The following is a 15,442-nucleotide window of genomic DNA, read 5'->3' on the forward strand; positions in this document are numbered from 1 at the left end:
CGGAGTTGAAATTACGAAAAAAAAGGGGCTGGTCTCTATTGAGACCAGCCCCTTTACAAAGAGGTCCGGCGGTGTCCTACTCTCCCACACCCTCCCGAGTGCAGTACCATCGGCGCAGTCAGCCTTAGCTTCCGGGTTCGGAATGTAACCGGGCGTTTCCCTGACGCTATAACCACCGTAACACTATTGACATACCAAAACCCACCCACCCAAACCCCAACAGGAATTCAAGCAGCAGATCGTGGCCGTACGTCAAGAACCACAAAGCGGACGCGAAACATCGTTAGAAGGACCAAACTCACACTTACTCATGCATAAATGATTATCAAGCCATCGGCTTATTAGTACCAGTCAGCTCCACACCTTACAGTGCTTCCACATCTGGCCTATCAACCCAGTAATCTCCTGGGAGCCTCACCACCACAAGGGTGACGGAAATCTCATCTCGAGGCCGGCTTCCCGCTTAGATGCTTTCAGCGGTTATCCATCCCGAACGTAGCCAACCAGCCATGCCCTTGGCAGAACAACTGGCACACCAGAGGTCCGTCCAACCCGGTCCTCTCGTACTAGGGTCAGATCCTCTCAAATTTCCAACGCGCGCAGAGGATAGGGACCGAACTGTCTCACGACGTTCTAAACCCAGCTCGCGTACCGCTTTAATGGGCGAACAGCCCAACCCTTGGGACCTACTCCAGCCCCAGGATGCGACGAGCCGACATCGAGGTGCCAAACCATGCCGTCGATATGGACTCTTGGGCAAGATCAGCCTGTTATCCCCGAGGTACCTTTTATCCGTTGAGCGACAGCGCTTCCACAAGCCACTGCCGGATCACTAGTCCCGACTTTCGTCCCTGCTCGACCTGTCAGTCTCACAGTCAAGCTCCCTTGTGCACTTACACTCGCCACCTGATTGCCAACCAGGTTGAGGGAACCTTTGGGCGCCTCCGTTACTCTTTAGGAGGCAACCGCCCCAGTTAAACTACCCACCAGGCACTGTCCCAGAACCCGATCAGGGTCCGTAGTTAGATATCCAATATGACCAGAGTGGTATTTCAACAATGACTCCACAAGAACTAGCGTCCCTGCTTCACAGTCTCCCACCTATCCTACACAAGCCACACCGAACACCAATACCAAGCTGTAGTAAAGGTCACGGGGTCTTTCCGTCCTTCTGCGCGTAACGAGCATCTTTACTCGTAATGCAATTTCGCCGAGTTCATGGTGGAGACAGCTGGGAAGTCGTTACGCCATTCGTGCAGGTCGGAACTTACCCGACAAGGAATTTCGCTACCTTAGGATGGTTATAGTTACCACCGCCGTTTACTGGGGCTTAAATTCAAAGCTTCACCCCGAAGGGTTGACCTCTCCTCTTAACCTTCCAGCACCGGGCAGGCGTCAGTCCGTATACATCCAATTGCTTGTTCGCACGGACCTGTGTTTTTAGTAAACAGTCGCTTCCCACTGGTCTCTGCGGCCACCACACCCTTTCCGGAGTAAATCCGTATAAGTGGATGGCCCCCCTTCTCCCGAAGTTACGGGGGCATTTTGCCGAGTTCCTTCACCATGATTCTCTCGATCTCCTTAGTATTCTCTACCTGACCACCTGTGTCGGTTTGGGGTACGGGCGGCTAAAACCTCGCGCCGATGCTTTTCTTGGCAGCATAGGATCACTGACTTCCCCTTACGGGTCCCCATCACATCTCACCCTCAATGAACCGCGGATTTGCCTACGGTTCGGGCTACATGCTTAGCCCGGGACAACCATCGCCCGGGACCAGCTACCTTCCTGCGTCACACCTGTTAATACGCTCACCTCACCAATTCGGGTTCGTACACTCCGAAAGGAAATCACCCGAAGGATCAAACCCAACTTCACATACTTAGCACTCATGGATCAGCGTTTGACGGTTTTTCGCCGGTACGGGAATATCAACCCGTTGTCCATCGACTACGCCTGTCGGCCTCGCCTTAGGTCCCGACTTACCCAGGGCAGATTAGCTTGACCCTGGAACCCTTGGTCTTCCGGAGGACGGGTTTCTCGCCCGTCTTTCGCTACTCATGCCTGCATTCTCACTCGTGTGGGCTCCACGGCTGGATCACTCCGCCGCTTCACTGCCCACACGACGCTCTCCTACCCATCCAACGGACTGAACCACGAAGGCTTGTCTATACGCTGAATGCCGCAACTTCGGTGGCGTGCTTGAGCCCCGTTACATTGTCGGCGCGGAATCACTTGACCAGTGAGCTATTACGCACTCTTTCAAGGGTGGCTGCTTCTAAGCCAACCTCCTGGTTGTCACAGCAACTCCACATCCTTTTCCACTTAGCACGCGCTTTGGGACCTTAGTTGGCGATCTGGGTTGTTTCCCTCTCGACTATGAAGCTTATCCCCCACAGTCTCACTGCTGCGCTCTCACTTACCGGCATTCGGAGTTTAGCTGACGTCAGTAACCTTGTAGGGCCCATCGGCCATCCAGTAGCTCTACCTCCGGTAAGAAACACGCAACGCTGCACCTAAATGCATTTCGGAGAGAACCAGCTATCACGAAGTTTGATTGGCCTTTCACCCCTATCCACAGCTCATCCCCTCAGTTTTCAACCTAAGTGGGTTCGGTCCTCCACGACGTCTTACCGTCGCTTCAACCTGGCCATGGATAGATCACTTCGCTTCGGGTCTAGGACACGCGACTGAATCGCCCTATTCAGACTCGCTTTCGCTACGGCTTCCCCACACGGGTTAACCTCGCCACATGCCGCTAACTCGCAGGCTCATTCTTCAAAAGGCACGCTGTCACAGCAACAAGGCTGCTCCAACGGATTGTAAGCAAACGGTTTCAGGTACTATTTCACTCCCCTCCCGGGGTACTTTTCACCTTTCCCTCACGGTACTAGTCCGCTATCGGTCATCTGGAAGTATTTAGGCTTATCAGGTGGTCCTGACAGATTCACACGGGATTTCTCGGGCCCCGTGCTACTTGGGATACACACCACGCGGCCAAGCCATTTCGAGTACGGGATTCTCACCCTCTCCGATCAGCCATTCCAAGCTGTTCCTCTATAACTTGACGCTCACGTCGAAGACTCGGCAGAATCTCCAGGCATGTCCCACAACCCCGACCATGCAACCCCTGCCGGGTATCACACATGACCGGTTTAGCCTGATCCAGTTTCGCTCGCCACTACTCCCGGAATCACTATTGTTTTCTCTTCCTGTGGGTACTGAGATGTTTCACTTCCCCACGTTCCCTCTACCCGCCCTATATATTCAGGCGGGAGTCACCAGGCACGCACGCGCCCTGGCGGGGTTTCCCCATTCGGAAATCCTCGGATCACAGCTTGTTTATCAACTCCCCGAGGCTTATCGCAGATTACTACGTCCTTCTTCGGCTCCAGATGCCAAGGCATCCACCGTTTGCTCTTTAAAACTTGAAATCACATAAGTAAAGAGAATAAACACGCGACCACCCCAAAGGGCACCCACGCGCTCAGACCTTTTTCATGAAACACATTGTGTTTCAAAGATGCTCGCGTCCACTGTGTAGTTCTCAACGTACGGTCGATCCCCCCACCATAAGCAACACGTCTTACAGCGAAGGGTCAGAAACCAAGCCCACCCACACCCCCGAAAGAGCATGACCGGTCTAGGCCTCCAGGACCCAATAATGTGCACAAAACGGACACCCACCACCATGACAGAACCTTCCAACAAACCCGAAGACTTGCGTACTACCCCCACCACACCAGCAGACACCCTGTTATCAAATGTTCCACCCATGAGCACCCAGCACCACACACTCGGTGATGATCTGGGCAATCTACGAAACCAAAGGTTCCGAGAGCTCCTTAGAAAGGAGGTGATCCAGCCGCACCTTCCGGTACGGCTACCTTGTTACGACTTAGTCCTAATCACCAGTCCCACCTTCGACGGCTCCCTCCACAAGGGTTAGGCCACCGGCTTCGGGTGTTACCGACTTTCATGACTTGACGGGCGGTGTGTACAAGGCCCGGGAACGTATTCACCGCAGCGTTGCTGATCTGCGATTACTAGCGACTCCGACTTCATGGGGTCGAGTTGCAGACCCCAATCCGAACTGAGACCGGCTTTTTGGGATTCGCTCCACCTCGCGGTATCGCAGCCCTTTGTACCGGCCATTGTAGCATGCGTGAAGCCCAAGACATAAGGGGCATGATGATTTGACGTCATCCCCACCTTCCTCCGTGTTGACCACGGCAGTATCCCATGAGTTCCCACCATAACGTGCTGGCAACATAGGACGAGGGTTGCGCTCGTTGCCGGACTTAACCGAACATCTCACGACACGAGCTGACGACAACCATGCACCACCTGTAAACGAGTGTCCAAAGAGTTGACCATTTCTGGCCCGTTCTCGAATATGTCAAGCCTTGGTAAGGTTCTTCGCGTTGCATCGAATTAATCCGCATGCTCCGCCGCTTGTGCGGGCCCCCGTCAATTCCTTTGAGTTTTAGCCTTGCGGCCGTACTCCCCAGGCGGGGAACTTAATGCGTTAGCTACGACACAGAACCCGTGGAACAGGCCCTACATCTAGTTCCCAACGTTTACGGCATGGACTACCAGGGTATCTAATCCTGTTCGCTCCCCATGCTTTCGCTCCTCAGCGTCAGTTACGGCCCAGAGATCTGCCTTCGCCATTGGTGTTCCTCCTGATATCTGCGCATTCCACCGCTACACCAGGAATTCCAATCTCCCCTACCGCACTCTAGCCTGCCCGTACCCACTGCAAGCCCGAGGTTGAGCCTCGGGTTTTCACAGCAGACGCGACAAGCCGCCTACGAGCTCTTTACGCCCAATAATTCCGGACAACGCTTGCACCCTACGTATTACCGCGGCTGCTGGCACGTAGTTAGCCGGTGCTTTTTCTGCAGGTACCGTCACTTGCGCTTCTTCCCTACTAAAAGAGGTTTACAACCCGAAGGCCGTCATCCCTCACGCGGCGTTGCTGCATCAGGCTTGCGCCCATTGTGCAATATTCCCCACTGCTGCCTCCCGTAGGAGTCTGGGCCGTGTCTCAGTCCCAGTGTGGCCGGTCACCCTCTCAGGCCGGCTACCCGTCGTCGCCTTGGTGAGCCATTACCTCACCAACTAGCTGATAGGCCGCGAGTCCATCCATCACCAATAAATCTTTCCAACAACTGACCATGCGGCCGCTGTTCATATCCAGTATTAGACGCCGTTTCCAGCGCTTATCCCAGAGTGATGGGCAGGTTACTCACGTGTTACTCACCCGTTCGCCACTCTTCCACCCAGCAAGCTGGGCTTCATCGTTCGACTTGCATGTGTTAAGCACGCCGCCAGCGTTCGTCCTGAGCCAGGATCAAACTCTCCGTAAAATACTGATGTCACCAACCAGCGGAATAAGCCAGCAAGCAACGAGTTTGACCTGACAAACAAAAACAAACCATCAACCAACCCCCCGAAAGAGGCCAGTACTGACAATCCGAATTATTCATCCAAAAGAATCACACCACCGAAACCCATACAGGCCCCGATGACGGGATATAAAATTTGGCATTTGACAATTAAGTGCACACTATTGAGTTCTCAAGGACCAGACACCCCCCGTAACGACCCGCAGGCCCTCCGAAGAGCAACTTTCCTAACTTACCACACCCAAATCATTCCTGCAAATCGTTGAACCAGCGAACCAGTAACGATCAACACTGATTTCCCACGCCCGAAGACCCGAGACCACACACGGTGGTGAGAGAGGCGACTTCCTACTTTATCAGAACGAATTGGTAGTTACAACTCGCTGATCTTGGTGGAGATCTTGTCTGACTCAGGAGCTTTTCGCTCCCTGCCAACGAGTGTTAACTATAGGACGGATTCCACCACCCCCGCAAACCAGCCCAGGTGTCCGGGCGTGTCGCCATATATTTGGCTGATGTTCACCGAGTGAGGCATCAATTTCGACCTGCTTAGATAGACGGGTGCAAGAAACAGCTCCCCCCTCAGGCCTTCCCTCTTCTCGCGATTTCAGTTTCGAAATCGAACACCGACTAGAACGAGGGGGGCTTCGCGGTACCAATGGCAAGCCACTCGGCAGGGCCGGCGTGATCCACACTCCGAATGGAAACATCCAGACTCCGGCCTTCGTGCCTGTTGGCACGAAAGCCACGGTGAAGTCACTGCACCCGGAAACGGTCGGACAACTTGGAGGCCAGGCGATCTTGGCGAATGCCTATCATCTGTTCTTACAGCCCGGCGCGGATTTGATTGATGAAGCTGGAGGCATTGGCCGCTTCATGAATTGGAGCGGACCCACGTTCACAGATTCCGGTGGCTTCCAGGTGATGTCGCTTGGCGTTGGCTTCAAGAAGGTCATCTCTATGTCCGAGCAGGCATACGTCGACGCCGAAGTGATCGCGAAAACCAAGGATCGGCTCGCGCACGTCGACGAAGACGGTGTGACGTTCAAATCATTCATCAACGGTGACAAGCACAGGTTCACTCCCGAGGTGTCGATGCAGATCCAACACCAGCTGGGCGCAGACATCACGTTTGCATTTGATGAGTGCACCACCCTCTTAAACACCCGCCCGTACCAAGAGGATTCGGTTGCTCGGACTGAGCGATGGGCCGTGCGGTGCCTCGACGAGCACGCGAAACTCACCCTTGAACGGAGCCATCGGCCATACCAGGCCCTATTCGGTGTCGTGCAGGGTGCTCAGTACGAGGATTTGCGGCGACAAGCGGCACGCGGTCTGGCCAGCCTGACCGGAGACCTTCACGAGGATCAGGTTTTCGATGGCTTTGGGATTGGCGGTGCGCTCGAGAAGACCGAGCTGGGCAAGATCGTCGGATGGGTCAGTGATGAACTCCCCGAGAACAAACCCCGACATCTCCTCGGTATCGCCGAGCCTGATGATCTGTTCGCGGGTGTCGCTGCAGGTGCTGACACCTTTGACTGCGTCGCACCATCGAGGCAGGCTCGCGGCGGAACCATGTACTCATCCACCGGGCGGATCAACGCGAAATCTGCGAAACAGCGTCGCCACTTCGAGCCGCTCGACCCGGAATGCGATTGCCACACGTGCGAGAACTACACCGCCGCGTACCTCCACCACCTCTACAAGGCAAATGAGATGATGGCATCGACCCTCGCGACGATCCACAATGTGCGATTTATCGTGCGACTCGTCGACAAGATTCGCCAGAGCATCATCGACGACACGTTCGTCGAACTTCGCGAAGAAACCCTCGGACGAATCTACGGTTCTACAAGATAGCTGCAGCTTCGGCTGCACGCACTCGAGCGATCACTCGCGTCGTTACAGGGAGAAGCACGACTTCAGCGAGGCACTTAATTGCATATCCGAGTGCGACATACCCGATGAAGTCCCAGCCTGAAATCTCGCCATAAAATGCGATCGTGCAAAACACAACCGTGTCGACGAGCTGACCGATAAGTGTGGATCCGATCAGGCGTGTGCGGAGAAACCTGCCGGAGGTTCGTTCGCGCAGGCGCACCAGGACCCAGGCGTTCACGAGTTGTCCAACAAAAAACGCCGTGAGGCTCGCGAGTACGATTCGAGGAACGAATCCGAGAACCGCCTCGAATGCATCCTGATTTTCCCATCCCGGCGCTGCCGGGCTGAGCTGAACCACCCAGATCGTGAGTGAGGCAAGTGCAGACAGAAGAAACCCGGTAATGATCGCCCGGCGGGATGCCTTCCAGCCGTATACCTCTGCGAGCACATCCCCCACGATGTATACGAGGGGAAACAGAAACACACCACCGTCAACAATCAACGGGCCTGCAGAGATGAGCTTCACTGCAACGATATTGCTGATCAGGAGCAGGCCGATGAAGGTCGACAGGAGGATCGCATACCGATGGCCAAGTGCAGCCACCTTCTCCCCGGTGGCTGGCATCACGGGAGTCTTCATCTCAGTCGTCAATTTGACCCACCCCGAGGGCTCCGTGGATCAAGTCCATGTTCAGTTTCGCGGCGACCCGTGCCCCGCCACCCGCTGCGATGATGAGTTGTTGCGGGCCGGGCGGCACAATGTCGCCGGCCGCGTAGATACCGCGGATTGAGGTTTCACCCCGATCGCTCACTACTACGAGACCCCAATCGTCTCGACTCAGCGGTTGCTCACCAATGAACTCAACCGGTGCGTGCCATCGCGGCCTCACAAAACCGCCGACCCTTGCAATTACCGTGCCATCCGTGAGCCGGACGCCGGTCATTTCTGCTTTCTCCCCGACGATATCGTCGATGGGACGTCGCTCGACACGAATGCCAATGCTCTCCAGCTGCCGTTCTTGATCCGGGCGAACCGTGTCTGCGCCGTTGGTGAAGACAATCAGGTCACTACTGAAGCGACTGATGAGCAATGCCCGCCCAAATACATCAGAGGTTTCACCAATGAGCACCAGCGGCTTATCGGTCTTCTCAAAGCCGTCGCACTCCACGCAGCTGTGCAGTGCCGTGCCATAAAAGGCGCGGATCATCGGGAAGGGAGGTAATTCCTCGGTGAGGCCAGCCGTGATCAGTACCCGGCGGGCCAGGAATTCGACATCTGCCGCACCGCGTACACCGCTCCCGCGCACCCGGAAGCCTATGCCGTCAGGAAATCCAGTGGCCTGGGCATCCTCTACTGACAGCGGAGTGACCTCGTTCACGATCGCTTGGGCGAACGTTGCGGTGGGATACCGCTCAAATTCCTGACGGCCCAGGCTCCGCAACTCAAGCGGGGAAGACCCATCGCGCGTGAGGAAGCCGTGAGATTGCAGTGTCGCCGAATGCCGAGGTCGATTCGAATCGATGATCGCAATGCGGCGATTCGCGCGAACCAGATTGACACCTGCGGAAAGGCCAGCCGGACCGCCGCCAATAATCGCGACACCGACGGGTAGGTGACCGCTCGCCGAGACAGGGGTGGTCACTTCAACCCCTCCTCCACTCGCCGGGCAAGGCGGTCAAGCCGGGCAAGGGAATCTTCACGGCCAAGCAACTCAAACGATTCGAAGAGCGGTGGCGAGACACGGCGCCCTGAAGCGGCGACCCTCAGCGCGCCAAAGGCGACGCGTGGTTTCAGTCCCAGCCCGTCGATCAGGGCCTCCTGCAGCGCCGTTTGAATGTGCTCCGTATTCCACTCTTCTGCAGGGATCGATTCGAGTGCGCGCTGCCCTGCTGCAAGCACCTGCGCAGCATCAGCCTGCAGCGATGCGAGCGCGGCTTCGTCGTACTCGAGCGCATCCGCAGTCGTGAAGAGGAAGCCCAGCATCCCTACGACTTCACTCAACACGGTGACACGGCTCTGCACCAGCGGCACGGCAGCTTGCACCGTGGCGAGTTGCTGACTACTGGCTTCAATGGGGAGGACGCCACCCGCAACGAGATAGGGCATGATCCGCTCGCCGAAGTCGGTCGCCGAGAGCAACCGAATATGGGCGGCGTTAATCGCGTCGGCCTTCTTCTGATCGAAGCGTGCCGGGTTCGGATTCACATTCACCACGTCAAATGCCGCGACCATTTCTTCCCGAGTGAAGATATCGCGGTCAGCAGTGAGTGACCACCCGAGCAGCGACAAGTAGTTCAGGAGACCCTCCGGAATGAAACCCCGTTCGCGATGATGCAGCAGGTTTGACTCGGGGTCGCGCTTCGACAATTTCTTATTGCCCTCCCCCATGACGTAAGGAAGATGCCCAAACTGGGGGATCGCCTCTTCAATTCCCAGGTCGACCAGTGCGCGGTGCAGTGCAATCTGGCGTGGGGTCGACGACAGCAGGTCTTCTCCCCTGAGGACGTGCGTGATGCCCATGAGTGCATCATCAACAGGGTTCGTCAGCGTATACAGCGGGGCACCATTGGGTCGGACGACCACAAAGTCAATCGTGGAACCCGCCGGGAAGGAAATCTCTCCGCGAACGAGATCGGGAAATGAAAGGTCTACCTCAGGAACGCGAAAACGCAATGCTGGCTCGCGTCCTTCCGCACGAAAGGCGGCACGCTGTTCGTCGGTCAGATCGCGGTCATAATTGTCGTAGCCCAACTGCTTCGGTCGACCACTCGCTGCATTCCGAGCGTCAATCTCTTCCGCCGTGGAGAAACTCTCGTAGAGGTATCCGGCCGCCAGGAGGCGATCCGCGATCTCACGATATATCTCACTGCGCTCAGACTGCCGGTAGGGCGCGTGGGGGCCGCCGACATCAATTCCTTCGTCCCAGTCAAGACCGAGCCAACGCAAAGAGTCGATGATCTGCTGATAGCTCTCCTCGCTGTCACGAGCCGCATCCGTATCTTCGATGCGGAAGACAAATGTGCCGCCCGTGTGCCGCGCATAGGCCCAGTTGAAGAGCGCAGTGCGCACCATGCCGACGTGCGGGGTACCCGTTGGGGACGGGCAGAAGCGCACTCGCACGTCGCTACCGGTGGCGGTGGAAAACTGGGGTTCAACGGAAGTAGACATTGCCCCCAGTCTAGCGACGCACGAGTGAGAAGAGGCGCAGCACGAGCACCACTCCCGAGGCAACCAGGATAGCCCCGAGGAGCGAGAGGAGCGGGAAACCACCGATTGCGAAAAGCACACCCGAAGTAGCGCCGGCAAGCGCCCCAGAGGCATTCATGACCGTGTCTGATTGCCCCTGTCGTTTCGGACGGATTCCTGCCGGGGTCACCTCCGTGAGAAGCGCCGCACCCGCGACCGTCACTGCGCCCCAGCCCAGCCCGAGAAGCACAAGCCCAATCTGAATTACAACGTGTGAGTCCCCTCCGAAGGCCGTGCACGCAACCGCCGCCGCGAGGATCCCTAAGCCACCAAGCATCACCGGAGGAGATCCGAAACGACCTGCGAGCATGCCAAATACCGGTGACAGTGCGTACATTCCTGCGATGTGCAAACTGATAGTGAGCCCCACCAGCGTGATGCTTCCGCCGTGCTCGGTGATGTGGAGCGGGGTCATCGCCATGATCGCGACCATCACCGCATGCGCGGTCGCAATAAGCGCGATAATCATCACCTGGGTCGAGGTTCTGGCTGCCCCCGAAACCTGAGAGAGTTCTACGCGGTTCGACCCGAAGTGGGCCATCGAAGTGCCAACAGATTTTGCCGGAGCCGGACCAGTTTCCTGCCGGCCAACCAACGCCCGGGCCGCCAGTAGCGGATCGGGCCGGAGTCCGAACCACGTGACCGCGCCCGCGGCCGCTTGCGCAAGCAGGGTGAATACAAAGACCCCCGAGAGTTCTGGGAGGCCGAGCGACGTGCCGACAATTGCACCCGGACCGATGAGGTTTGGTCCCACCACAGCGCCGATCGTGATCGACCAGACCACCAACGACAGATCGCGCGCTCGCCGGTCGGGAGCCGCCAGGTCGGCCGCGCTGAAGCGCGCCTGTAGTTGCACCGCGGTGGCAATACCAAGCACGGCGAGCCCCGCGAAGAGAAACAGTCCGGCGTTCAACACGGCCGCGATAATCACCATCATCGCGCCGACGACAGCGATCAGGTTGCCGAGCGACAGTGCCAGGCGGCGGCCGCGCCGTGCGGCAAGTCGGGCCAGTGGGATGCCCGCGAGGGCAGCTCCCACCGCATTCATGGTGGCGGCGAGTCCAGAAATTGCGGCGTTGCCGGTCACCTCGGTGATGAGGAGAGCACCCGCGGAGAACCCTGCACCGATTCCGAGCCCCCCCAGAATGGTGGTCGTCGCGAGCATCAGTACCGTGCGACGCTGCACGCGGACTTGCTCATCCGGTGTCAGAAATGCCGTCGCGTTCGTCGCGTTCTGTCGAATTTCGGGCGCCGGGCTCATGCTGCAGGCTCGAGGTGCCAGGCAGACCCATCGACGTGTGAGAGCAGTCGCTTACATAGGCGAACCTGCGGACTCTCGTTCGCGGTATCCATGGATACGAGTCCAATGGTGCGATACCGAGGCGGATCGAGCGGCAGCGCCGCGGCATCATCGGGCAGGGTGCGCGCGGCGGCGAGCGCGAGCCCTGGAACCAGTGCAACAGCACCCCCAGCGGCGGCCATCGCCAGCATCGCCGGCACATTGTCAGTCTCCTGAATGATGTCGGGTTCAAAGCCGTTTTCTGCGGCGGCCGCAAGGAGGTGACCCCGGCACTTCTCACAGCCCGCGATCCAATGCTCTTCCGCGTAGTCGCCGAGGTGCGCCTCACTGACCCCCGTCGCACGATCGCGCGCAAGCACAAGGCTCACGGTCTCGCGCCAAAGCGGGGTGAACACGCTCCCTGCCGGAAGTTCCGCCGCACCTGCATAATCAAAAATCAACGCACAGTCGACCTCGCCGTCGCGCAGCAGACTCACCGCACCCGGAGGTTCGGCTTCTCGGTACTGCAGCGAGACCTCCGGCGCTTCTTCTGCGAGGCGCCGCATTATTGCCGGAACGATGGTGGCAGAGGCCGAGGGGAAGCCAACAAGCCTGAGTACCCCACCGCGTTCGCCGCGCAGGTCGTCGATAGCGGCAAGTGCGGCATCGATTTCGGCAACGACGGTGCGGCCATGATCCGCCAATATATTACCCGCGGTGGTCAGCCGGATACCGCGCCCTTGTCGTTCGATCAACGGCACTGCAAGTCGTGTCTCGACCCGCTTGATGCGCTGACTCACCGCGGGTTGGCTCAGGCCGAGACTTGCGGCGGCTGCGGTGAGCGAACCGGTCGTCGCCAGCGCATGCAGAATTCTCAGTTCCGTCGAGTCAATAGAACCGAGCGGATCGGGCGTGCGGGGCGTGCTCATGTCCCTATGATAATCCCGCCGACACACAAACGCGAGACGTATTCGCTGAGGTTATGCGTTCGCGTTCCCCACGCGGTCTGCATCTCGCCGATCCGACTCAGTGGCCACCAACTGACCGCATGCCCCGTCGATCTCCTTGCCACGCGTATCTCGCAACGTCGTGGGGATTCCCGCGTCATTCAGACGATTGACGAATTCCCGAGTAACACCTGGTTCCGACCGCGTCCACACCGAACCCGGAGTGGGGTTCAGCGGGATGGGATTCACATGCACCCAGCCTCGACCCCGCGCATTCAGTTTGTCGGCGAGGAGATCTGCGCGCCAGGCATGGTCGTTCATGTCCTTAATCAGTGCGTACTCGATTGAGACTCGTCGGCCAGTCTTTTCAAAGTAGCCTCGCGCCGCATCCAGCACTTCATCGACCTTCCAGCGACTGTTCACCGGAATGAGTTCGTCACGAAGCTCATCGTCTGGGGCGTGGAGAGACAGCGCAAAGGTGACTGGAATATCTTCATCTGCAAGCTTTCGGATCGCCGGAGCCAGCCCGACCGTCGAAACCGTGATGCCCCGTGCGCTCATGCTCAGGCCTTCCGGACCCGGCGCAACCATCCGACGGACGGCGTTCATCACACGCTTGTAGTTTGCGAGCGGCTCACCCATGCCCATAAAGACAATGTTGTTGACGCGCTCAGGCTCAGCTCCGTTGCCGACCTCGCGGCCTCGACCTAGGCCTCCCTCGGAAATGACGCGGTTCGCCTGCACGATTTGATCCAGGATCTCAGCGGTTGACATGTTGCGGGTCAGGCCAGCTTGTCCCGTGGCGCAGAAAGGGCAGTTCATGCCGCACCCGCACTGGCTCGAGACGCACAGAGTGATGCGGCCGGGATAGCGCATGAGTACCGATTCCACTAAGGCTCCATCAAAGAGTCGCCAGAGGAACTTGACCGTCGCACCGTCGTCGGTGGTCAAACGCTTCACTTCGGTCAGAAGCGGCGGGAAAAACTCATGCACGATCTCATCGCGACGATCGCGCGGGAGATCGGTCATGAGTTCGGGATCGGTGGTGTGGTGCACGAAGTAGTGCTGGGACACCTGCTTTGCACGAAACGCAGGAAGTCCGAGCTCTCGCATCTTCGCCTCTCGCTCCGTCAACGTGAGGTCGGCGAGGTGCGTGGGTGGTTGCTTTACCCGAGGCGAGGCGAATTGCAGGATTGGTCGACCGTCGGGGCCGGTGAGTTGCTTCCAACCCTCGGCGCGAGGCCTGGCCTGCGGGCGCGTTCGCTCGGCAGCCGAGACCGTGGGAATGAGTCGACCTTGGCCGGGCTGCGCATCATGAGTGAGTTTCGAAGGATCCATTACTCTCTATTGTCGCAGCTTCACCACGAAGGTCACCTGGAAGCTCAAAAACGATGAGCAACCACCATAGGAAGAGCGAGAATATTGCGATCACCAGCACCCATCCAACAGTTAACGGAAGCAGCGCGAGCAACAGCCACACGAGTGCCACCAGCAGTACTCGTGTGAGGACCCTGAGTTTCACGAGCCAGCGACCCACTATCTCAGAACGCAGACCCCACTCCGTGAACCGGCGTTGCACCCGCACTGTCGTCACTGCAATCCACGCCCGGAGTGCGACAGACCTGCGGGATCCGCCGAAACTGAGTCCAAGAGTGGCAATCACCAATCCGACGATGAGGATCACGGATGTCACAGACCGCAATCCGCTCACGACCTGCGAAAACAGCACGGCAAGAGCTTCGGCCCCGATCCCGATGGAGGATGCCTGCGATCTCAGCACTGCGGCCACGGCTTCGAACAGCACCAGCAGAATGACGGACCCAATCATCAGGCCGAGGCCTGCCCCGAATACGGCTCGTGAACGGCGGGGCGCAGTCAGAACGCCGGCGATCAACAGCACCGCGGAGATTACCGGTAGCCACCAACCGAGCAGTGTGGTCAGTGTGACCGCGAGTGCCAGCGCTGGCAGAGCGTCGCTCTGCGCGATGGGGATCTCGGCCTGAATGACAGGAATGGCAGCGGCGAACGCAAAGCCCCGATCACTGAGCGAGATCTTCACCGCCTCGATAATCGGGGCGAGTTGAATCGCGACCGTTCCGTCGCTGTCGATCGTCAATGTGTTGTCTGTGTTCGCATCTTGGCTCGCTGCCGCGATAAAGGCACGATGACTCACTCGGAGCGCTTGCTCCCACGCCGCAGCGAAGGCATCGGAGGCCACGACCTGCGATACCCCGTTCGCTACGGCGCCGCGCACGCCATCCGCCGCTGGCTGACGCAGAAGATTGAGCGCAGCGCTGGCGGTATCTGGGAGCCCGAGCCCAATCACGCCATCAAAGACGGCATCCGTCAATCCATCGATATCGAGCTCAGCATCGATAACGTTGGAGACCTGAGCGGTGATCTCCGCCTGTATTACGGGGTGCTCAGCCAGTGGCGCAAAGGTCTCAATGAACCGTCCTTCGTCAAGGAGTTGGCTCTCAGCCCAAGTAGCGAGAACACCAAAAGGAATCAGGATCGCGGCGAGGGAGATACAGAGCACCGCGACGATCGTGCGGACCCGCGTCTTCCAGCCCGTACCTGTTCCAGAAGCCGCAACAGTTGCGCGCAATCTCTCGTTCTCTTCCTCAAGGAGTCGCACCCGAGTTGCGAGGTCTGCCCCATCGGAAGCTGTCACTGAAG

The 15,442-nt window shown here is 58.2% G+C and carries 8 protein-coding genes and 3 rRNA genes; 1 reads left to right on the top strand and 10 read right to left on the bottom strand.

Annotation, left to right across the window (positions count from 1 at the left end):
* Positions 1 to 63 precede the first annotated feature (63 nt).
* From rrf to ACTNFK_RS08160, 3 genes are all read right to left on the bottom strand, one after another.
* A 5S ribosomal RNA gene (gene rrf / locus ACTNFK_RS08150) occupies positions 64 to 180 on the bottom strand.
* 141 nt (positions 181 to 321) lie between these two features.
* A 23S ribosomal RNA gene (locus ACTNFK_RS08155) occupies positions 322 to 3,432 on the bottom strand.
* A gap of 415 nt (positions 3,433 to 3,847) precedes the next feature.
* Positions 3,848 to 5,370, bottom strand: a 16S ribosomal RNA gene (locus tag ACTNFK_RS08160).
* Together the 16S, 23S and 5S rRNA genes form the textbook arrangement of a ribosomal RNA operon.
* Positions 5,371 to 5,970: 600 nt before the next feature.
* On the opposite strand from ACTNFK_RS08160, the gene tgt reads away from it, so the two are divergent.
* Positions 5,971 to 7,269 carry a tRNA guanosine(34) transglycosylase Tgt gene (gene tgt / locus ACTNFK_RS08165; protein WP_435937346.1) on the top strand — a complete coding sequence of 433 codons (1,299 nt, stop codon included), beginning with the start codon at positions 5,971 to 5,973 and terminating at the stop codon, positions 7,267 to 7,269.
* Here the strand turns inward: tgt and ACTNFK_RS08170 are convergent.
* From ACTNFK_RS08170 to ACTNFK_RS08200, 7 genes are read right to left on the bottom strand one after another with little or no spacing between them, the layout of a single operon-like run.
* Entirely contained in the window at positions 7,259 to 7,915 is a 657-nt protein-coding gene (locus ACTNFK_RS08170; protein ID WP_435937347.1) for a queuosine precursor transporter, read from the bottom strand. The genes tgt and ACTNFK_RS08170 overlap by 11 nt on opposite strands.
* A gap of 16 nt (positions 7,916 to 7,931) precedes the next feature.
* On the bottom strand, positions 7,932 to 8,933 hold the full coding sequence (locus ACTNFK_RS08175; RefSeq protein WP_435937348.1) for an NAD(P)/FAD-dependent oxidoreductase: 1,002 nt from the start codon (positions 8,931 to 8,933) through the stop codon (positions 7,932 to 7,934).
* Entirely contained in the window at positions 8,930 to 10,459 is a 1,530-nt protein-coding gene (gltX, locus tag ACTNFK_RS08180) for a glutamate--tRNA ligase (RefSeq protein ID WP_435937349.1), read from the bottom strand. Before gltX ends, ACTNFK_RS08175 begins: the two co-directional genes overlap by 4 nt.
* Positions 10,460 to 10,469: 10 nt before the next feature.
* Positions 10,470 to 11,798, bottom strand: coding sequence for an MFS transporter (locus ACTNFK_RS08185; protein ID WP_435937350.1), 1,329 nt, complete (start codon positions 11,796 to 11,798; stop codon positions 10,470 to 10,472).
* Positions 11,795 to 12,745, bottom strand: coding sequence for a LysR family transcriptional regulator (locus tag ACTNFK_RS08190; protein WP_435937351.1), 951 nt, complete (start codon positions 12,743 to 12,745; stop codon positions 11,795 to 11,797). The genes ACTNFK_RS08185 and ACTNFK_RS08190 overlap by 4 nt, the downstream gene beginning before the upstream one ends.
* A 51-nt stretch (positions 12,746 to 12,796) precedes the next feature.
* On the bottom strand, positions 12,797 to 14,101 hold the full coding sequence (gene rlmN, locus ACTNFK_RS08195; RefSeq protein ID WP_435937353.1) for a dual-specificity RNA methyltransferase RlmN: 1,305 nt from the start codon (positions 14,099 to 14,101) through the stop codon (positions 12,797 to 12,799).
* Positions 14,076 to 15,437 (bottom strand): hypothetical protein, encoded by a 1,362-nt coding sequence (locus tag ACTNFK_RS08200; RefSeq protein ID WP_435937354.1) that lies wholly within the window; start codon positions 15,435 to 15,437, stop codon positions 14,076 to 14,078. The genes rlmN and ACTNFK_RS08200 overlap by 26 nt, the downstream gene beginning before the upstream one ends.
* Positions 15,438 to 15,442: the final 5 nt, after the last annotated feature.

The organism is Leucobacter fengyongliangi (assembly GCF_052386045.1).

Coding starts and splice junctions, on each gene's coding strand:
- ACTNFK_RS08170 (WP_435937347.1), bottom strand. CDS start 7,915: ATGCCAGCCACCGGGGAGAAGGTGGCTGCACTTGGCCATCGGTATGCG.
- gltX (WP_435937349.1), bottom strand. CDS start 10,459: ATGTCTACTTCCGTTGAACCCCAGTTTTCCACCGCCACCGGTAGCGAC.
- ACTNFK_RS08185 (WP_435937350.1), bottom strand. CDS start 11,798: ATGAGCCCGGCGCCCGAAATTCGACAGAACGCGACGAACGCGACGGCA.
- ACTNFK_RS08190 (WP_435937351.1), bottom strand. CDS start 12,745: ATGAGCACGCCCCGCACGCCCGATCCGCTCGGTTCTATTGACTCGACG.
- rlmN (WP_435937353.1), bottom strand. CDS start 14,101: ATGGATCCTTCGAAACTCACTCATGATGCGCAGCCCGGCCAAGGTCGA.